The sequence below is a fragment of the Pseudomonas sp. RL_5y_Pfl2_73 genome (assembly GCF_963970515.1).
Classification (GTDB): domain Bacteria; phylum Pseudomonadota; class Gammaproteobacteria; order Pseudomonadales; family Pseudomonadaceae; genus Aquipseudomonas.
Map to the genome: position 1 here is coordinate 144,976 of NZ_CAXAPD010000001.1, position 18,612 is coordinate 163,587.

Annotated in this window: 17 protein-coding genes and 1 riboswitch; of the genes, 3 read left to right on the forward strand and 14 right to left on the reverse strand. The window is 60.5% G+C overall.

Going from position 1 to position 18,612, the window contains the following annotated elements; all coding sequences use genetic code 11:
- Nucleotides 1-34 precede the first annotated feature (34 nt).
- On the reverse strand, nt 35-1,039 hold the full coding sequence (gene ltaE / locus AACY42_RS00640) for a low-specificity L-threonine aldolase (RefSeq protein WP_339475270.1): 1,005 nt from the start codon (nt 1,037-1,039) through the stop codon (nt 35-37).
- A gap of 262 nt (nt 1,040-1,301) precedes the next feature.
- A riboswitch (FMN riboswitch) is annotated at nt 1,302-1,470 on the forward strand.
- A gap of 102 nt (nt 1,471-1,572) precedes the next feature.
- Between ltaE and AACY42_RS00645 the strand changes: the two genes are divergently transcribed.
- A complete protein-coding gene (locus tag AACY42_RS00645) occupies nt 1,573-2,082 on the forward strand; it encodes a 6,7-dimethyl-8-ribityllumazine synthase (RefSeq protein ID WP_339475272.1) in 510 nt (169 codons plus the stop codon).
- Between the two features lie 75 nt (nt 2,083-2,157).
- Here AACY42_RS00645 and astE read toward each other — a convergent pair whose 3' ends face one another.
- The 13 genes from astE to acs all read right to left on the reverse strand — a co-directional run bounded on the left by astE (nt 2,158) and on the right by acs (nt 17,278).
- Nucleotides 2,158-3,165: a succinylglutamate desuccinylase gene (astE, locus tag AACY42_RS00650; protein ID WP_339475273.1), complete on the reverse strand. Its 1,008-nt coding sequence runs from the start codon at nt 3,163-3,165 to the stop codon at nt 2,158-2,160.
- An 11-nt stretch (nt 3,166-3,176) separates the two neighbouring features.
- Nucleotides 3,177-3,464, reverse strand: coding sequence for a hypothetical protein (locus tag AACY42_RS00655; protein ID WP_003178862.1), 288 nt, complete (start codon nt 3,462-3,464; stop codon nt 3,177-3,179).
- A 69-nt stretch (nt 3,465-3,533) separates the two neighbouring features.
- Nucleotides 3,534-4,880 carry an N-succinylarginine dihydrolase gene (astB, locus tag AACY42_RS00660; protein ID WP_339475275.1) on the reverse strand — a complete coding sequence of 449 codons (1,347 nt, stop codon included), beginning with the start codon at nt 4,878-4,880 and terminating at the stop codon, nt 3,534-3,536.
- A 185-nt stretch (nt 4,881-5,065) separates the two neighbouring features.
- The gene (gene astD / locus AACY42_RS00665) at nt 5,066-6,535 is read right to left on the reverse strand and encodes a succinylglutamate-semialdehyde dehydrogenase (RefSeq protein WP_339475276.1); all 1,470 of its coding nucleotides are present in this window, start codon (nt 6,533-6,535) and stop codon (nt 5,066-5,068) included.
- Nucleotides 6,532-7,557, reverse strand: a complete 1,026-nt coding sequence (astA, locus tag AACY42_RS00670) for an arginine N-succinyltransferase (protein WP_339475278.1) — start codon at nt 7,555-7,557, stop codon at nt 6,532-6,534. Before astA ends, astD begins: the two co-directional genes overlap by 4 nt.
- Nucleotides 7,558-7,611: 54 nt before the next feature.
- Nucleotides 7,612-8,631: an arginine/ornithine succinyltransferase subunit alpha gene (aruF, locus tag AACY42_RS00675; RefSeq protein ID WP_339475279.1), complete on the reverse strand. Its 1,020-nt coding sequence runs from the start codon at nt 8,629-8,631 to the stop codon at nt 7,612-7,614.
- 171 nt (nt 8,632-8,802) lie between these two features.
- A complete protein-coding gene (locus AACY42_RS00680; RefSeq protein WP_339475280.1) occupies nt 8,803-10,023 on the reverse strand; it encodes an aspartate aminotransferase family protein in 1,221 nt (406 codons plus the stop codon).
- Nucleotides 10,024-10,386: 363 nt separating this feature from the next.
- Nucleotides 10,387-11,367 (reverse strand): GlxA family transcriptional regulator, encoded by a 981-nt coding sequence (locus AACY42_RS00685; protein WP_339475282.1) that lies wholly within the window; start codon nt 11,365-11,367, stop codon nt 10,387-10,389.
- A 113-nt stretch (nt 11,368-11,480) separates the two neighbouring features.
- Nucleotides 11,481-12,245, reverse strand: coding sequence for an ABC transporter ATP-binding protein (locus AACY42_RS00690; RefSeq protein WP_018612663.1), 765 nt, complete (start codon nt 12,243-12,245; stop codon nt 11,481-11,483).
- Nucleotides 12,246-12,301: 56 nt separating this feature from the next.
- Nucleotides 12,302-13,000, reverse strand: coding sequence for an ABC transporter permease (locus AACY42_RS00695; protein WP_339475286.1), 699 nt, complete (start codon nt 12,998-13,000; stop codon nt 12,302-12,304).
- Nucleotides 12,997-13,686, reverse strand: a complete 690-nt coding sequence (locus tag AACY42_RS00700) for an ABC transporter permease (protein ID WP_339475289.1) — start codon at nt 13,684-13,686, stop codon at nt 12,997-12,999. The genes AACY42_RS00695 and AACY42_RS00700 overlap by 4 nt, the downstream gene beginning before the upstream one ends.
- Before the next feature lie 90 nt (nt 13,687-13,776).
- Nucleotides 13,777-14,550: an ABC transporter substrate-binding protein gene (locus AACY42_RS00705; protein ID WP_014339812.1), complete on the reverse strand. Its 774-nt coding sequence runs from the start codon at nt 14,548-14,550 to the stop codon at nt 13,777-13,779.
- A 772-nt stretch (nt 14,551-15,322) separates the two neighbouring features.
- Nucleotides 15,323-17,278: an acetate--CoA ligase gene (acs, locus tag AACY42_RS00710; RefSeq protein ID WP_339475294.1), complete on the reverse strand. Its 1,956-nt coding sequence runs from the start codon at nt 17,276-17,278 to the stop codon at nt 15,323-15,325.
- A 452-nt stretch (nt 17,279-17,730) separates the two neighbouring features.
- Here acs and AACY42_RS00715 point away from each other — a divergent pair, with 452 nt between their 5' ends.
- Nucleotides 17,731-17,994, forward strand: coding sequence for a DUF2790 domain-containing protein (locus AACY42_RS00715; protein WP_339475297.1), 264 nt, complete (start codon nt 17,731-17,733; stop codon nt 17,992-17,994).
- Nucleotides 17,995-18,026: 32 nt separating this feature from the next.
- Nucleotides 18,027-18,242 carry a hypothetical protein gene (locus tag AACY42_RS00720; protein ID WP_339475300.1) on the forward strand — a complete coding sequence of 72 codons (216 nt, stop codon included), beginning with the start codon at nt 18,027-18,029 and terminating at the stop codon, nt 18,240-18,242.
- The last annotated feature ends 370 nt before the right edge of the window (nt 18,243-18,612 follow it).

An 18,612-nucleotide genomic window follows, 5' to 3' on the forward strand; every position in this document is an offset into this window, starting at 1 on the left:
GCGATAGAAACTGTCAATTGGCCCGGTTGGCGGCTCAGTGGCGGGGAAATTCGACGAAAGCGGCGATCACCTGGTCGATTTGCGCCGCGCTCACGTCCATGTGCGTCACCATTCGCAGGCGTGGCGCCGCGCTGAGCTTGATGCCCCGCTCATCGGCAAAGGCCTTGATCGCCTCGGCCCGCTCGCCCATTTGCACGTAGACCATGCTGGTCTGCACCGGCTCGACCTCGTAACCGGCCGCACGCAAACCCTCGGCAAGCCGCTGGGCATTGGCATGGTCATCGGCCAGGCGCTGGACCTGATGCTCCAAGGCGTACAGCCCCGCCGCCGCGAGAATCCCGGCCTGACGCATGCCGCCGCCGACCATCTTACGCAGCCGGCGAGCCTTGCCGATCAGTTCGGCGCTGCCACACAGGACTGAGCCCACTGGCGCGCCGAGGCCCTTGGACAGGCACACCGACACCGAATCGAAGTACTGCGTGATCTCCCGAGCATCGACATTCAGCTTAACCGCAGCGTTGTACAACCGCGCCCCGTCCAAGTGCAGGGCCAGGCCATGTTCCTGGGTGAAACGCCGAGCCCGAGCCAGGTATTCCAGTGGCAGCACCTTGCCCTGCATGGTGTTTTCCAGGGCCAGCAGGCGGGTGCGGGCAAAGTGGAAGTCATCGGGCTTGATCGCCGCGGCGACGTGCGCCAGGTCCAGGGAACCGTCTGCCTGCACTTCAAGGGGCTGGGGCTGGATCGAACCGAGCACCGCCGCACCGCCGCCTTCGTATTTGTAGGTGTGGGCCTGCTGGCCGACGATGTATTCGTCGCCACGCTCGCAATGAGCCATCAACCCCAACAGGTTACTCATGGTTCCCGTGGGCACGAACAGCGCAGCGGCGAAGCCCAGGCGCGCGGCCAGTTCGGCTTCGAGGCGATTGACGGTCGGGTCTTCCCCATACACGTCATCGCCGGTAGGCGCACAGGTCATGGCATCCAGCATGCCGGCGGTAGGTTGGGTGACCGTGTCGCTGCGAAGATCGATAACACTCATGAATCTGGCCTCGGGTTCAGGTGGAGGGGAATTCCCTTTCGAAGGGTAATTACTGCGGTCATGGCGAGGAATAATCAAGACCAGTCGAAGGAAAAGACGACACGGACCAACGGATTCTTCCCTCCCTGTGGGCCGAGTTTGCTCGCAATGACGGCGGCACATTCAGCAGCGATGCAAGTTGTTTCACCGCCATTGCGAGCAAGCTCGCTCCCACAAGGGGTTATGTGTTAAAAATTGTCCGCCGTCACACAGCGTGGCGGCAAAACGTTCTCAGGGCGGGGTGTAATTCCCCACCGGCGGTAATTGCACGCAACGTGCATAGCCCGCGAGCGCTTGGTGGTACACCGCTTTTTGGGGTGTAGCGACAAGGTCAGCAGACCCGGTGTGATTCCGGGGCCGACGGTCATAGTCCGGATGAAGAGAGAACGGGATTGCTACCCCAAGGGCCGACTGCGACTGTCTTGTACGCGGCGTACCCTCGAATCCCCTTCGATTCATGACGCCCTGTTTTTCACACAAACAGGAACCAGAACATGCAACCCACTGCAATCGACAGCAAAAGCAAAAGTCATCCGGGCGAGCGCGTCGCGTTCATCCAGGCCTGCTGGCACAAGGAAATCGTCGACCAGAGCCGTAAAGGTTTCGTCGCCGAAATGATCGTCCAGGGTTATCAGGAAAGTGATATCGACTTCTTCGAAGTCGGTGGCGCCTTCGAGATTCCGCTGCACGCCAAGCTGCTGGCCAAGTCAGGCCGCTACGCCGGCATCGTCGCCGCCGGCCTGGTGGTGGACGGTGGCATCTACCGTCACGAGTTCGTCGCCCAATCGGTGATCAGCGGCCTGATGCAGGTCCAGCTGGAAAGCGAAGTGCCGGTGTTCTCGGTCGTGCTCACGCCGCATCATTTCCATGCAGGGGAAGAACATCAGAAGTTCTTCTTCGAGCATTTCGTGCACAAGGGCCAAGAAGCGGCGAAGACCTGCGCCGATACCCTGCACAAGACCCGGGCATTGCGCCGCAGCGAACAGCGGGCGGTAGCGGTCTAAGCCTGGACACCGTGCCCCCTGTGGGAGCGAGCCTGCTCGCTCCCACAGGGGGCATGTATTGAGTCTAAATTCGGGTCAGGCTAGGTTTTCGTCAGTCGCCGGCACAATCAGGATGCCAGCCCGCAAGCCATTCTTGACCTTGGGGTTCGGAAAGATGATCCGGGCGCCCTCTTCCTCGATCACCCAGCGGGTCTGGGCGATGTCTTCGGCGAGCACGTAGCCTTTCCCCAATTGCGAGAAGTTCTCGATGTCCGCTGGCAGGTTCAGGCGGAAGCTGTCGCTGTGTTTGATGATTTCCCGGGCCACGCTGAACAGCTGCAGGCCATCAAGCCCTTCATCCAGCTCCGGCTCGTTGCCCTCGATGATCTGTTGCAGGCGGGTTTCCAACAGGCTGACGTTGACCCCGTCGTTCTGTCCGAATGGCCGGGCCTTGCCCAGTTCCAGGGTGAAGGACTCGGCACCGAGCTGCTCATAGGTGTAGGCACTGAACACGATAGACGGCTTGTTCTGCAGCAACACCGCCTCCATGCCCCCGGCACGCAGGCGTGCCAGTTCACGGCGTGAATGCTGGCGACCTTCTTTCCATGGGTAGAGGGCAAACTGCTCGATCTTCGAGCCGCGGATGGCGGTGTGCAGGTCGTAATGCAAGCGGTTGCGTTCTGGCTGACAGAAGAAACTGGCGGCCAAGCGCTCCAGTTCGCAAGCCCGTAGCGCCTCAGGACCGCCGCTCAGCTCATGGCGGCCATTGAACAGTCGGTTGACGTCCTGCTCGACGAAACGCTCCCCGCGCCGGATGGCCTCGGGATTGCCGAACAGGAACAGAATGCGTGCCCGCGGCTTCAAATGGCCACGGGCAATGTCATGCAGCAAACGGTCGAGCAGCTCGATCGGCGCGGTTTCGTTACCATGGATACCCGCCGACAGCATCAGGTCCAGGCCGTTATCCCGGGCTTCGGGCGGCTTGACCTCCAGCGCGCCCTCGCTCAACCAGCGCATCCGTACGCCTTCGACAGTCAGTTGAGTCTTCTCCGCCGGTTCACGACCGGCGAGGGTCAGTTCAAGCAGTTTGCCGAGGGCTAACATAGCGCGGTTCCTTAATGGTCGTGGCCGCAATCCGGGCCATGGACATGGTCATCGTCGCCGACGTCCGCCGGTTCCATTTCCAGTTGCAGGCTGACCAGGTTGGTCGCCAATGGACGCAACAACAAGTTGGCGTATTCCTCGTCCCCTTCCTCGACATCGACGCCGATCAGCAACTGGCCGCGGCCATCCTGCTGGATCCACAACTCCTTGCCTTGCCACATCACCGCGACGCGGGTGCAGGAGGTTTCCAGTTGGGTGCCGTCGGTGTCTTCAAGGATCAGCTGCAGGGTATCGCTCATGTCTTTACATTCTCGTCTGGGGATAAGGCAACGCGCCCTGCTTTGACTGTAGTCAGGTCGCGCGCGCTTTCAATTGATCTGGAACGGATAAACCGCGCCAAGTTTAAGGATTTGTGTCAGTTCATCCAGTGCCGCACGGCATTCGAGCAGCAACTGCGGGTCTGCCAGATCATTTTCAGTCATGCGATCGCGGTAGTGCCGCTCGACCCATTGGGTCAGCGAATCGTACAGCGGCGCGGTCATGATAACCCCTGGGTTGACGGCCGCCAGTTCGGTTTCATTGAGCGCCACGCGCAACCTCAGACAAGCCGGGCCGCCACCGTTCTGCATGCTTTGCTTGAGGTCGAAGACCTTCACTTCGCGAATCACCCCGCCAGCGCCCGCCAGGCCTTGCAGGTATTGCCAGACACGCTCGTTGCTACGGCATTCTTCCGGCACGATCAACAGCATCGAACCGTCGGGACGCGACAGCAACTGGCTATTGAACAGGTAGGAACGTACCGCATCATCGACGGTGACCGCCGAACGCGGCACGCACACCGATTGAAATTTCCCACCAACCTTAGCGAGTTTTCGGCTCAATTCGGCCAGCATCTTGTCGGTCTCGAGAAACGCATCCTCGTGATAGAACAGCACTTCGCCATTGCCCACTGCGATCACGTCGTTGTGGAACACTCCCTGGTCGATCACCGATGGGTTCTGTTGGGCGTACACCACGCCCTCCTCTCTCAGCCCATGCAGACGGGCAACCGCCTGGGAAGCTTCCAGGGTCTGACGCGCCGGGTATTTCTGCGGCGCGGGATAGCGGGTGTCAAAGGCACTGCGACCGAACACAAAGAATTCGACACCGGCCTCGCCGTAGGCGCGGCAAAAACGGGTGTGGTTGGCCGCGCCTTCGTCGCCGAACTGCGCCACCGCCGGCAAGGCGGCGTGGTGGGCGAAGTGTTGCTGGTTGGCGAACATCGCCCCCAGCACACGGCTGGTGGTCGGATGTTCGATGCTGCGGTGGTATTTGCAATTCAGGTTGGCGGCGGTGAAATGCACGCGACCATCGGCTGTGTCGGCGCTCGGACTGACCGTGGCGGCGTTGGCCACCCACATGCTGGAGGCCGAGCAACTGGCCACCAGCAGCGGCATTGCTTCTTTTGCGGCCTGCTGGATGACCTGGGCATCGCTGCCGGCAAAACCCAGCCGGCGCAGGGCGGCCACGTCCGGACGTTCCTGTGGCGCCAGTACACCTTGCTGGAACCCCATGTCCATCAGCGCTTTCATTTTCGCCAGGCCCTGCAACGCCGCCTCCCTGGGGTTGGAGGACTGCTGGCTGTTGCTCTGAGACGCGACGTTGCCGTACGAGAGCCCGCCGTAGTTATGGGTCGGCCCCACTAGACCGTCAAAGTTGACTTCATAGGATTTCATCAGCGAGGCTCCACGAGAATCTGTTTTTTATAGGCATCAAGTAACGGTTCATCAAACACCGCGGCGCGGCCATCGCGGGCAAGCCTTGCTCCCACAGTGTTTGCATAGCCCCTATGGGAGCAAGGCTTACTCGCACAGGTTTTGCATAGCCCCTGTGGGAGCAAGGCTTGCCCACGATGGCGGTCTCAAGACATGCGCACGCCGGGGGTCAGGCCAGCCGGCATGACAAGGCTTGGAGCCTCCAGGGAAGCCACCGGATACGCGCAATAATCGGCCGCGTAATAAGCGCTGGCGCGATGGTTGCCCGAGGCGCCGACACCGCCGAACGGCGCGCTGCTGGCGGCACCGGTCAGCTGTTTGTTCCAGTTGACGATACCGGCGCGGCTTTGCAGCCAGAACTGTTGATAGCGCTCCTGGGAATCGGACAGCAACCCGGCGGCCAGGCCATATTGCGTATTGTTGGCCTCGGTAATTGCCGCTGCGAAATCTTGGTAGCGGATCACTTGCAGCAACGGCCCGAACAGCTCTTCATCAGGCCGCTCGGCCACGGCCGTCACGTCCAGGATACCCGGCGTCAACAATGCGGCCTGGGCCTGCGGCTGGGTCATGCTCAGCAGCGGCACGGCGCCTTTGCCCAGCAAATGGTTTTGCGCATCCATCAGCGCCTTCGCCGCGCCCAGGGAAATCACCGAGCCCATGAACGGTGGCGGTTGCTGGTCAAAAGCACCGACCTCAAGGGTTGCGCTGACCGCCACCAGGCGCGCCAGCAAGGCATCGCCCCAGGCGCCTTCCGGCACCAGCAAACGGCGCGCACAGGTGCAGCGCTGCCCGGCAGAAATGAAAGCGGACTGGATAATGGTGTAGACCGCCGCATCGACGTCAGCCACCTCATCCACCACCAGCGGGTTGTTACCGCCCATTTCCAGCGCGAGGATCTTGTCCGGACGCCCGGAAAATTGTTGGTGCAACAAATTTCCGGTGCCGCTGGAGCCGGTGAAAAACAACCCGTCGATGCCTGGGTTCGCCGCCAGGGCGATACCGGTTTCCCGCGCGCCTTGCAGTAAGTTCAGTACGCCCGCCGGCAGACCCGCCTCGACCCAGCACTTGACCGTCAGTTCGGCGACTTTCGGCGTCAGCTCGCTCGGCTTGAACAGCACACTGTTGCCGGCCAGCAGCGCTGGCACGATGTGGCCGTTGGGCAAATGGCCCGGGAAGTTGTAGGGGCCGAACACCGCCACCACACCGTGGGGCTTATGGCGCAGTACAGCAGTGGCGTCGCCCAGCGGGCCACTCTTCTCGCCGGTCCGCTCGCGGTAGCTCTGCACCGAAATGGCGATTTTGTTGACCATGCTGGTCACTTCGGTCGTCGCTTCCCACAACGGCTTGCCGGTTTCTTCACCAATGCAATGGGCCAGTTCGTCTCCGTGGTTTTTCAGGGCCGCGGCAAAGGCTTCCAGCACCTGGATGCGTTCATCCAGGGAGCGCCGAGCCCAATCCGGGAACGCCTGGCGCGCGGCCTGCACCGCCAACTCGACTTGCGCGGCCGTGGCACCGTTGCCCGCCCACACTCCCTGTTGGGTCACCGGGTTCAACGACTCAAAGAGGTCACCCTGGCCTTCCTGCCAGCTTCCTGCGATGTACAGCGAGTTCATCATTTCGACTCCCGGGCAGCAGACAACGCGACGGCACGTACCTGATCACCGACGTTGAGTTGAAGACGTTTGGCGGTCAGCGGATCGACCACCAGTGTGCCGGCGGCAAAGCGCGCCGGTGCAGCGGTGATGCGGCAGTCTTCGCGCTTGCGGTTATGGATGAGGAACGGCGTGGCATCATCGCCCGGCGTGCCGATGGCCAGCACCAGCGCCTGGCTGTCACGAATCGCGCGGATCTTGCCGGTTTCGCATTCCACCGCTGGGCCGGCGTCGAAGATGTCGACATAACCCTGGTAGCTGAAACCTTCGCTCTTGAGCATCGACAATGCAGGTTCCGTGTCCGGATGAACCTGGCCGATCACGGCCCGGGCATCTTCGGACAAGAAACAGGTATACAGCGGGAACTTGGGCATCAGCTCGGCGATGAACGCCTTGTTGCCCACCCCGGTGAGGTAATCGGCCTGGCTGAATTCCATCTTGAAGAAGTGCCGGCCCAGGCTTTCCCAGAACGGCGAACGCCCATTGTCGTCGGACATGCCGCGCATCTCAGCGATGATCTTGTTGCCGAACAACTGTGGGAATTCGGCAATGAACAACAGCCGCGCCTTGGCGAGCATGCGGCCGTTGAGGCCACTACGGAAATCGGCATGCAGAAACAGCGAGCACAGCTCGGAATTGCCAGTCAGGTCGTTGGCCAGGAACAGGGTCGGAATTTCCCGATAGATGTTCAATTCCTGGGAAGCGCTGACCGTCAGGCCAACCCGGAAGTTGTACCAGGGCTCACGCAGTCCCACGGCACCGGCGATGGCGGAAATGCCCACCACACGACCGTCGTCGTCTTCGAGCACGAACAGGTAGTCCGCGTCACCGCGCCCGGCTTCGCCACGAAAGGTTTTCTCGGCCCAGCCGACCCGATGGGCCAGGCGCTCTTCGTTGGCCGGCAGGGTGGTCAGGCCGGTGCCCGTGCTGCGGGCCAGGGCGATCAGAGCGGGTAAATCGCTGCTGCGTACGGGACGAACGATCATGCTATCTCCTCAAACGGGTCGCTCACGCCACCCGCCAAACTCAGCTGTAAAGCGTTATACGGCTACCAGGCGCACGCTGGCACCCTCGCCAACACCCAAGGCTTCGGCCGCTTCCATGTCCAGCGTCACAGGTTTGCCCGGCGCGTAATCGAGCTCGAGCAACACGGCGCGGTAATCCTGCAATTGGGCATTGGCCACCAGGTATTGGCGGCCAGCACCCTTGACCGGTTCGCCGATCTTGACCGGCACCACGCGGCTCTGGGCAATCGAGCGGATGCCCGAGACACGGGCATGCAGGGTCGGGCCACCGTCGAAGATGTCGATGTAGTGATCAGTCTCGAAACCCTCGCGCATCAGGATGTCGAAGGTGATCTGCGCCCGCGGATGGACCTGGCCCATGGCTTCCTGGGCGGCGTCCGGCAACAGCGGCACGTAGATCGGGTAATGGGGCATCAGCTCGGCGAGGAAAGTCCGGCTTTTCAGCCCGCACAAGCGCTCGGCGGCGGCGTAGTTGAGGTCGAAGAAGTTGCGACCGATGGCATCCCAGAACGGCGAGTCGCCATTCTCATCGCTGTAGCCAACGATCTCGGTCACCACCGAATCGGCAAACCGTTCCGGGTGACTGGCGACGAACAGCAGGCGACCGCGGGAATTGAGCTCCGACCACGGCGAGCCCACCAGCTCCGGCACCACGTAGAAACTGGTCAACAGGCTGTTACCAGTCAGGTCGTGGCATTGGGAAAGCACGTGGATCTTGTTGTGGATCTTCAGCTCACGGGAGGCGTGAACGAAGGTCTCGTTGCGAAAGCTGTAGAACGGTTCGGAATAACCGGCCGAAGCAACGATGGCCGAACAGCCCACCAGCTTGCCAGTCGTGATGTCTTCAAGGACGAAGAAATAGCTCTCTTCACCGTTGAAGCTGACTTCGGCGGCGAACGAGGCTTCGCTTGCGGCGATTTTGTCGCTGAGGCGTTCCACGTCATCCGGCAAGGAAGTGACACCGATCGGACTGTCCGCAGCCAGACGCTGTACCTCGCCCAGATCAGCCATTTGCGCGGGGCGCATCACCAGCATGGTGTCACTCCTTAACTTGAAATAAATGGGTCGACCCTTGGGTCGATACACAGAGAAAAAAATACCGGGGCCAACGTCCCTACAGACTCAAATGCGGGAGCTGGTGTGTGGGAGCAAAGCGTTGCTCCCACACAAGCCCGGCTCCCACACTGGAGCCGGTCAAGGCTGAAATCAGGCTTGGGTCAACTTCGCCGCGGCCCGCTCGAAACGATCCAGGCCTTCGTCGATGTCGGCGTCTTCCACCACCAGGCTCGGGGCAAAGCGAATCACGTCCGGGCCGGCCTGCAGGATCATCAGCCCTTCCTGTTCGGCGGCGTTGAAGATGTCCTTGGCCTTGCCTTTCCAGGCATCGTTCAGCACGCAGCCGATCAGCAGACCCAGGCCGCGCACTTGGGTGAACAGGCCGTACTTCTCGCCGATCTGCTCCAGGCGAGCCTTGAACTTGTGATGCTTGGCTTTGACACCCGCGAGCACCTCAGGGGTATTGACCACATCGATCACCGCTTCGGCCACCGCACAGGCCAGCGGGTTACCGCCATAGGTGGTGCCGTGGGTACCGACGACCAGGTGCTTGGCCAGCGCTTCGGTGGTGAGCATCGCCGCAATCGGGAAACCACCGCCCAGGCTTTTGGCGCTGGTGAGGATGTCCGGGACCACGCCGTAATGCATGTAGGCAAACAGGTGACCGCTGCGGCCCATGCCGGTCTGCACTTCGTCGAACACCAGCAATGCGTCGTGGGCATCGCACAGGTCGCGGGCGCCTTGCAGGTAGGCTTGCTCGGCCGGCAGCACACCGCCCTCGCCCTGGATCGGTTCCAGCACCACGGCGCAGGTCTTGTCCGAAATGACCGCTTTCAAAGCGGCCAGGTCGTTGTAAGGAACGTGGGTGATGCCGGTAATTTTAGGCCCGAAACCGTCGGAGTACTTCGACTGCCCGCCGACGTTGACGGTGAACAGGGTGCGACCGTGGAAGCTATTGAGCGCGGCGATGATTTCGTACTTCTCGCTGCCGAAACGATCGAACGCGACGCGACGGGCCAGCTTGAAGGCGGCCTCGTTGGCTTCGGCGCCGGAGTTGCAGAAGAACGCGCGCTCGGCGAAGGTCGCGTTGACCAGTTTGTGAGCCAGGCGCAAGGCCGGCTCATTGGTGAAGACGTTGGACACGTGCCACAGCTTGTTAGCCTGTTCGGTCAGTGCACCGACCAGCGCCGGGTGGGCATGGCCCAGTACGTTGACTGCAATACCGCCAGCAAAGTCGATCAACTCACGACCGGATTGGTCCCATACGCGGGAACCGGCGCCACGCACAGGTATGAAGGCTGCAGGTGCATAGTTGGGAACCATAACCTGGTCGAAATCGGCGCGTTGTACCGCGGCTTGCTCAACGGACATCGGAGTCTCCTGATGAGGAACACCCGCCTGGAACTGGCGGGCTTGGTAAGGATTGTAAGGACAGTTTTCAGCCCGGCCTTGCCGCCAAGCGACAACTTCTTATAGCGCCAACCCACGTTTTTCACGGGTTTACGGCAATGCGACAAATAGCGTCGCAAAGGCGCAGTTTAAACGTTGCCAAGGGGTTTGAGGTGCCGGCATCTACGTGCGGCGAGGAATATATCTGTGGGAGCAAAGCTTGCCCGCGATGCAGGCGCCTCGGTTCACCAAGGGCCGCGTCGCCTGTATCGAGGGCAAGCCTTGCTCCCACAAGTCCTGCTCCCACAATAAATCCCCTCGCCACAGGATGGGGTTGTGCCTGCCCTACCCGCGCTCGGACGGCACCGAGGACAATTCGAACGGGCTGCTGCTGCGTCGCTGGTTGCGGTCTTCCCGCGGCGTGGCGCCGAAGAAGTTGCGGTAGGCGCTGGAGAAGTGTGGCCCCGAGGAGAAGCCGCAGGATAGGCCGATCTGGATGATGGACTTGCTGGTCTGCATCAGCATCTGCCGAGCCTTGTTCAGGCGCAGCTCCAGGTAATACTGGCTGGGCACGCGATTGAGGTATTGCTTGAAGATTCGCTCCAGTTGTCGACGGGATACGCACACATGCTGGGCGATCTCGTCGGTGGTCAGCGGTTCTTCGATGTTGGCTTCCATCAGCAGCACCGCCTGGGTGAGCTTTGGATGGCTGGAGCCGAGGCGGTTCTGCAACGGGATGCGCTGACGCTCGCCGCCCTCGCGAATGCGCTCGACCACCAACTCTTCCGACACCGCACCGGCCAGTTCCGCGCCGTGATCGCGAGCCAGCACCGCCAGCAACAGGTCGAGCACCGACATCCCACCGCAAGCGCTCAGGCGATCGCGGTCCCAGTCAAACAAATGACTGGTGGCGATGACCTTGGGGAAGCGCTCGGAGAAATCGTCCTGCCAGCGCCAATGCACGGCGGCACGGTAACCGTCGAGCAAACCCAGTTGGGCCAAGGGATAGACACCAGCAGACAAACCGCCGATCACACAACCGGCACGCACCAGTTGCTTGAGGGCACTGCTCAGGGGCGAGGCCAGCGCAGTCGGCGGCTCATCGGCCAGCAGGAACAGCTTCTGGAAGCCTTCGAGCTTACCGGCCCAGGGCTCGCCCGGCAGTTGCCAAGCACCGCCGGCCGACGGTTCGGCTTGCAAGAACGACAGCTCGTAGACCACATCCGGATGCACCCGCTGAGCAACACGCAAGGCCTCCTCGGCCAGCGCCAGCGTCAAGGCTTTAGTGCTGGGCCAAATCAGGAAACCTATTCGATGGGCAGTCATGGCGGGCAATCCGAAGCGAAAACAGTGTTAAAGCCAAAAGCGGCTGCAACCAAATTAGACCATCTGGCGCGCGGTGCGCAGCATGACCCAAATCAGGTGCGTAACGGGAGCGATTACTTGAGGCTGCCCGACAGAAATTGTTGCAAGCGCTCGGATTGCGGATTGACCAGCACTTCGCGCGGGTTGCCACTTTCTTCGACGATGCCCTTGTGCAAGAACACCAGTTGGTTCGACACTTCACGGGCAAAGCCCATTTCGTGGGTGACCACCACCATGGTCCGGCCTTCCAGGGCCAGGGCCTGCATCACCTTGAGCACGTCGCCTACCAGTTCCGGGTCGAGGGCCGAGGTCGGCTCGTCGAACAGCATCACCTCAGGCTCCATCGCCAGCGCACGGGCAATCGCCACGCGTTGCTGCTCGCCGCCGGACATGTGGCCCGGGTAGGCGTCCTTGCGATGGGCCACGCCGACCTTGTTCAGGTAGTGCTCGGCCTTCTCCCGCGCTTCAGCCTTGGCCACACCCAGTACATGCACCGGCGCTTCCATGATGTTTTCCAGCGCCGTCATGTGGGACCACAGGTTGAAATGCTGGAACACCATCGACAGCCGCGAACGCATGCGCTGCAGTTGCTTGGGGTCCGCGGCCTTCAACGCGCCGTCCTTGCCGGCGACCAGCTTCAACTCTTCATTGTTGAGCAGGATCTTGCCAGCATGGGGTTGCTCAAGCAGGTTGATGCAACGCAGGAAGGTACTCTTGCCGGAGCCACTGGAGCCGATGATGCTGATCACATCGCCAGCGGCGGCTTTCAGGGACACACCCTTGAGCACTTCGTGACTGCCATAGCGTTTATGCAGGTCTTGGACTTCAAGCTTGTACATGCGGTCGGTTCTCACAAAACGTCAGTCGTTGAGCAGTCGATCGGATCGATGCGTTATCAGTGCTTGCGCGGGGCCAGGTAACCCAGCCAGCGGCGCTCGGCCAGTTTGAACAGGCGCACCAGAATAAAGGTCAGGCACAGGTAGAAAACGCCGGCTGTGATGTAGGCCTCGAACGGCAAGTAGTACTGCGCGTTCACCGTGCGCGCGGCACCCGTGATGTCGATCAGCGTCACGATGGATGCCAGGCTGGTGGTCTGCAACATCATGATCACTTCGTTGCTGTATTGCGGCAGCGCCCGGCGCAAGGCCGATGGCAACAGGATCCGGCGATACAGCTTGTAGCGCGACATGCCCATGGCCTTGGCCGCTTCAATCTCGCCGTTGGGCGTGGCCCGCAGGCTGCCAGCGATGATTTCGGCGGTGTAGGCGCTGGTATTGATGGCGAACGCCAGGCACGCGCAGAAGGTTGCACTGGACAGCCACGGCCAGAGGAAGCTTTCGCGCACGATCGCGAACTGCGCCAGCCCGTAATAGATCAGGAACAGCTGGACCAGCATCGGCGTGCCGCGGATCACGTAGGTGTAGAGCCAGGCGGTCATGTTGACGACCGGCTGCTTGGACACCCGCATCAGCCCCAGGGGCAATGCCGCCAGCAGGCCAAAGAACAGCGACAGGGCCAACAGCTTCAGCGTGACCAGCAAGCCACCGAAATACAGCGGTAAGGCTTCATAGATGACGTTGTAGTCGAAGATCATAGATCAGCCGCCCTTACGCCTACCGAGTAGCGCTTCTCAAGGTGACGCAATGCCAGCAACGAGACACTGGTGATCACCAGGTACATCGCCGCCACCGCGAGGAAGAAGGTGAAAGGCTCGCGCGTGGCATCCGCCGCCTGCTTGGCCTTGAACATCATGTCTTGCAGGCCCACCACCGAAATCAGCGCGGTAGCCTTGGTCAACACCAGCCAGTTGTTGGTGAAGCCCGGAATCGCCAGGCGAATCATCTGCGGCACCAACACCCGGAAAAACACCTGGAACCCGTTCATGCCGTATGCCATGCCTGCTTCAGCCTGCCCCTTGGGAATCGCCATGAAGGCACCGCGAAAGGTTTCCGACAGGTACGCGCCGAAGATGAAGCCCAGGGTGCCGATACCGGCCGCCAGCGGGTTCAAGTCGACGTAGTCGTCATAGCCGAGCATCGGCGCTACGCGGTTGAGCAGGTCCTGGCCACCGTAGAAAATCAGCAGGATCAGCACCAGGTCGGGAATACCGCGAATGACCGTGGCATACAGGTCACCCAGCCACGCCAGCCAACGCACCGGAGAGAGGCGCAACGCAACGCCGATCAACCCCAGAACGATGGCCAGGGCCATGGACGACAAGGCGAGCTCAAGCGTCAACCATGCGCCATCGAGGATGACAGCCCCGTAGCCTTTCAACATGATTCAGGTCCTCGAAAGTGGGATGAAAAAATGGCGCAAACCGCAGAGATCCTGTTGCTTGCGCCATTTCGCACGAGTGGCGGGACGTCGTTACTTGCCGTAGATGTCGAAAGCGAAGTATTTGTCCTGGATTTGCTTGTACTTGCCGTTCTCGCGGATGGCGGTGATCGCGCCATTGATCTTGTCTTTCAGGGCATCGCCCTTGCGAACCGCGATACCGATACCGTCGCCGAAATATTTCTCGTCGGTAAAGGCCGGACCTACAAATGCGAAGCCCTTGCCAGCATCGGTCTTGAGGAAGCCGTCATCTAACAGCGTAGCGTCTGCCACGGTGCCGTCGAGGCGGCCGGCAGACACATCCAGGTAGATCTCGTTCTGCGAACCGTATGGTTTGATCTCGGCACCCAGCGGGGCCAGGACTTCACGGGCGAAACGCTCGTGGATCGAACCACGCTGCACGCCGATGTTCTTGCCCTTGAGCTCGGCCAGGCCGTCGCTGACCTGGGTACCGGCCTTCATCACCAGACGGGCCGGGGTGTTGTAGTACTTGTTGGTGAAATCAACCGACTTCTTGCGATCTTCGGTGATCGACATGGACGACAGGATCGCGTCGATCTTGCGGACCTTGAGCGCCGGGATCAGGCCGTCGAACTCTTGCTCGACCCACACGCACTTGACCTTCATCTCTTCGCACAGCGCATTGCCGATGTCGTAGTCGAAACCGACGATGCTGCCATCCGGAGCTTTCGAGGCGAACGGAGGGTAAGCCGCCTCGATACCAATCTTCAGGGGCTTCTCATCGGCGAATGTCGGCAGCGACAGCACGGACAGTGCCAGGGCGCCAAGCAGCACAAGTTTCTTCATCTTGGGACTCCATCGGTAAAGGGCAAAAACGGCAGAGTGAGCAACAGCCCAATATGCGAATGAGTGAAACGAACGTTGGTACTGCGTCCTAGGAAGCTCACGGTTAATTCAACGCAAGCCACGACGAGCGAGTGATCGGCATTCTAACGACAGGCCCGAAGCCGATATTTCTTCAATGCGACAACAAATTACAGAAGCACCGAGAAAGCTGCCCGAACGCATTGACAGCCCCGCAAAATCATGCAAGAGCAAAAGAAGGGAAACCGATCCATGCTGCAAATAGCGGGCCCATTATTCGCAAACCCTTCTAATCCGGCAAGCACAGCGTGTCGGCTTATTTTGAGAGAGACCTGGAGCGGCCCTGTAACGGGGCTTGGCGTTTCACATCGCCCCGTTGCGGCGCCTTTGGTTACACATTTCGAAACACCGGTAACGTTCAGACACCTCCTACTTTAAACGCCGATATTTATTCATCCGCCGAATCTGTGGTGAGAACGCTTGCTCCCGCTGGGGGGGTAGGAGCAGCCGAAGGCTGCGATCTTTTGACCTTGATCTTGATCTTTCGCTTGCGACTCAAGTGCCTGGGGGAAGATCGCAGCCTCGTTGCACTCGACAGCTCCTACATAGCTCCTACATAGCGCCTACATTGCGCCTACAAGGTACAGTCGAGCGGGAGCAAGCTTCCTAGTCACAAAGGTGCATGCCACTCAGCACATAAAAAAACCCCACTCGGCAAATGCCGGGCGGGGCTTTTCAGTGCTACACGCTACTGTCAGGCAACGTTCATGGTCTTGTGCGTCTCGATCAGATGCGCCACCACGCCCGGGTCGGCCAGGGTGGAGATATCACCCAACCCATCGTACTCCGCCGTGGCGATCTTGCGCAGGATGCGGCGCATGATCTTGCCGGAGCGGGTTTTCGGCAGCCCCGGCGCCCACTGGATCACATCCGGCGAAGCAATCGGACCGATTTCCTTGCGCACCCAGTTCTTCAGTTCCAGGCGCAGGGCCTCGCTGGTTTCTTCGCCGGCATTGAGGGTGACATAGACATAGATGCCCTGCCCCTTGATGTCATGCGGCACACCGACCACCGCCGCTTCGGCGACTTTCGGGTGGGCGACCATGGCGCTCTCGATCTCGGCCGTGCCCATGCGGTGGCCGGACACGTTGAGCACGTCATCCACCCGACCGGTGATCCAGTAATAGCCATCCTCGTCGCGACGCGCACCGTCACCGGTGAAGTACATACCACTGAACGTCTTGAAGTAGGTGTCGACAAAACGGTCATGGTCGCCGTACAGCGTACGCGCCTGGCCTGGCCATGAATCGAGGATCACCAGGTTGCCCTCGGCAGCGCCTTCGATCAGGTTGCCGAGGTTGTCCACCAACGCCGGCACCACACCGAAGAACGGACGCGTGGCCGAACCTGGCTTCAATGCCGTAGCGCCTGGCAATGGGCTGATCAGCACGCCACCGGTTTCGGTCTGCCACCAGGTGTCGACGATCGGGCAACGCTCCTTGCCGACGTTCTTGTAGTACCAGTCCCAGGCTTCCGGGTTGATCGGCTCGCCCACCGAACCCAACAGGCGCAGGCTGCTGCCATCAGCGCCTTCGACAGCGGCGGTGCCCGAGGCCATCATCGCGCGGATGGCGGTCGGCGCGGTGTAGAGAATGCTGACCTTGTGCTTGTCGATGACCTTGGCCACCCGGGTGATATCCGGGTAGTTCGGCACGCCTTCGAACAGCAGCGTGGTCGCACCATTGGCCAGCGGGCCGTAGACGATATAGCTGTGGCCGGTGACCCAACCCACGTCAGCGGTGCACCAGTAGACCTCGCCCGGCTTGTAGTCGAACACCCGCTCATGGGTCAGCGCCGCGTACAGCAAGTAGCCAGCCGTGGTGTGCTGCACGCCCTTGGGCTTGCCAGTGGAACCGGAGGTATAGAGGATGAACAGCGCTTCCTCGGCGCCCATTTCCTTCGGCGCGCAAACGGTGCCAGCCACCTTCATCAGGTCTTCGTACCAGATGTCGCGGTGCTGGTTCCACTTGATGCCGCCACCGGTGCGCTTGCACACGATAACCTTCTGGATGCTGCTGGTTTCCGGGTTGGTCAGCGCGTCATCGACGTTGGCCTTGAGCGGGATCTTTTTACCGGCGCGAACGCCTTCGTCGGCAGTGATCACCACTTTGGACTTGCAGTCGATGATCCGCCCGGCCAGTGCCTCAGGCGAGAAACCGCCGAACACCACCGAGTGAACCGCACCGATCCGGGCACAGGCCAGCATCGCGACCACGGCCTCAGGGATCATCGGCATGTAAATGGTCACCACGTCGCCGCGGTGCACGTCCTGGCCGCGCAGGGCGTTGGCGAACTTGCAGACTTCTTCATGCAGCTCGCGATAGGTGATGTTGCGGCTCTCGGCAGGGTCATCGCCCTCCCAGATAATCGCAATTTGATCGCCGCGCTCGGCCAGATGACGGTCGAGGCAGTTGTAGGAAACGTTCAAGGTGCCGTCGGCGAACCACTTGATATCGACATGGTGATCGTCGAAGGAAGTCTGCTTCACCGTGGTGAAAGGCTTGATCCAATCGAGGCGCTTGGCCTGCTCGCGCCAGAAGCCGTCCGGGTTGACGACCGACTGCTGGTACATGGCCTTGTAGGTCGCCTCGTCAGTCAGCGTATTGACCGCAACCTCGGGACGAACGGGATACACAGAAGCCGCACTCATCTTTCTTACCTCGGTGAATAGTTGTTTTTGTATGGTCCCGTTGTAGCCCGGGGCGGGCCTATAGAACCATTCGACGATGGTAGTAACAAGGCCCTACAAAATGTCGGTACTAACGTGCAGTCCCTGCCTGCCAGCATGTTCCTGCGTCAGAGCCAAACCTGTGGGAGCCGAGCTTGCTCGCGATGGCGGTATGTCAGTCAGTATCAATGCTTGATGTAACAGCCAGCCACCGCTTCCTACGACGATTATTACCAGATCAACCAACAGTGTTTATCAAAACCGAGCCTGTTTACCCTCACCCTCACCTCCTAAAATCCACCTCGCCAACCGGCAAACACGATTAGCGCAACACAGCCCCCACGAAGGCCGTTAATCAAACTTCCAAAATCAGCTCTACACGCAACCCCAAAAAGGTTGCGTGCCCCCTCTCGACTTCAAGAAAGGTGAATTAGATGAAAGTTTTATGGGTCCTGGTCCTCGGCAGCCTTTGCGCCACCGCGATGGCAGACGAGGCCCCGGCCGATGTCGCACAGCAAAAACCGACCATTGAGGAGTACACCTACTCCACCCACTTGGACATCGCCAAAGTCATCTCCATGAGCGAGATCCCGAACGTCTGCGAAGTGGTCCCGGCGAAGATGGAATACGACGATTCCAAGGGCCAGCGCCACATCCTGCGCTACAGCGTCATGGGCAACGGCTGCTCCAACGGCTGATTGACTTGATAACGGAATTTGGAGCAACCACCATGAAAACCCAACTGATCCTGGCCCTGACCCTGTCCGTGCTGGCCACCAACACCTTCGCCGCCGACGGATTTGATCGCACCGCTAGCGCAGTCGCTGAAGACGGTTACGACCACACCGACTCCGCCACCGTCACGCAAGACGGCTACGACCGCACCGGTTCTGCTACCTTTGCCGCCGATGGCTACGATCGCACCCGCTCAGCCCGCATCGTTTGATCATTACTGACATTTTCCAGCACCCGGTTTCGACCGGGCCTGGTTGTGTCTATAACTGCCGAAAACCCTCCGCAAACACAACATGTAGTGTAAACATGCAGAAAATGCTCGTTTTTTGATCAAAAAAAATCGAGATCCGACCCATACAAAAAAAATCTTCAGCGGCCAAAGCCTTGTAAACCCTCGCTCCCACGCGGATATGCCGCCCACTCGCCCTTCTGTGAGCCATTTCGCCGCAGCACGTAGGCAAAAAAGTCCTTATAATGCCGCCTTAAACGGGCCTGCAATATCCCCTTACAGGGGGTCACGCCAACCTGGAGCCCACGCAGAGGCCAATCGCCTCCTCGCGTTCACAGCCGCTCTGGAATGA

Excerpts from the sequence above, each read along its gene's own strand:
- AACY42_RS00715 (WP_339475297.1), top strand. The coding sequence starts at position 17,731 with ATGAAAGTTTTATGGGTCCTGGTCCTCGGCAGCCTTTGCGCCACCGCG.
- astE (WP_339475273.1), bottom strand. The coding sequence starts at position 3,165 with ATGTTAGCCCTCGGCAAACTGCTTGAACTGACCCTCGCCGGTCGTGAA.
- AACY42_RS00685 (WP_339475282.1), bottom strand. The coding sequence starts at position 11,367 with ATGACTGCCCATCGAATAGGTTTCCTGATTTGGCCCAGCACTAAAGCC.
- AACY42_RS00700 (WP_339475289.1), bottom strand. The coding sequence starts at position 13,686 with ATGTTGAAAGGCTACGGGGCTGTCATCCTCGATGGCGCATGGTTGACG.
- ltaE (WP_339475270.1), bottom strand. The coding sequence starts at position 1,039 with ATGAGTGTTATCGATCTTCGCAGCGACACGGTCACCCAACCTACCGCC.
- astD (WP_339475276.1), bottom strand. The coding sequence starts at position 6,535 with ATGATGAACTCGCTGTACATCGCAGGAAGCTGGCAGGAAGGCCAGGGT.
- astB (WP_339475275.1), bottom strand. The coding sequence starts at position 4,880 with ATGAAATCCTATGAAGTCAACTTTGACGGTCTAGTGGGGCCGACCCAT.
- AACY42_RS00720 (WP_339475300.1), top strand. The coding sequence starts at position 18,027 with ATGAAAACCCAACTGATCCTGGCCCTGACCCTGTCCGTGCTGGCCACC.
- AACY42_RS00705 (WP_014339812.1), bottom strand. The coding sequence starts at position 14,550 with ATGAAGAAACTTGTGCTGCTTGGCGCCCTGGCACTGTCCGTGCTGTCG.
- AACY42_RS00645 (WP_339475272.1), top strand. The coding sequence starts at position 1,573 with ATGCAACCCACTGCAATCGACAGCAAAAGCAAAAGTCATCCGGGCGAG.
- AACY42_RS00680 (WP_339475280.1), bottom strand. The coding sequence starts at position 10,023 with ATGTCCGTTGAGCAAGCCGCGGTACAACGCGCCGATTTCGACCAGGTT.
- astA (WP_339475278.1), bottom strand. The coding sequence starts at position 7,557 with ATGATCGTTCGTCCCGTACGCAGCAGCGATTTACCCGCTCTGATCGCC.
- aruF (WP_339475279.1), bottom strand. The coding sequence starts at position 8,631 with ATGCTGGTGATGCGCCCCGCGCAAATGGCTGATCTGGGCGAGGTACAG.
- AACY42_RS00690 (WP_018612663.1), bottom strand. The coding sequence starts at position 12,245 with ATGTACAAGCTTGAAGTCCAAGACCTGCATAAACGCTATGGCAGTCAC.
- AACY42_RS00695 (WP_339475286.1), bottom strand. The coding sequence starts at position 13,000 with ATGATCTTCGACTACAACGTCATCTATGAAGCCTTACCGCTGTATTTC.
- AACY42_RS00655 (WP_003178862.1), bottom strand. The coding sequence starts at position 3,464 with ATGAGCGATACCCTGCAGCTGATCCTTGAAGACACCGACGGCACCCAA.
- acs (WP_339475294.1), bottom strand. The coding sequence starts at position 17,278 with ATGAGTGCGGCTTCTGTGTATCCCGTTCGTCCCGAGGTTGCGGTCAAT.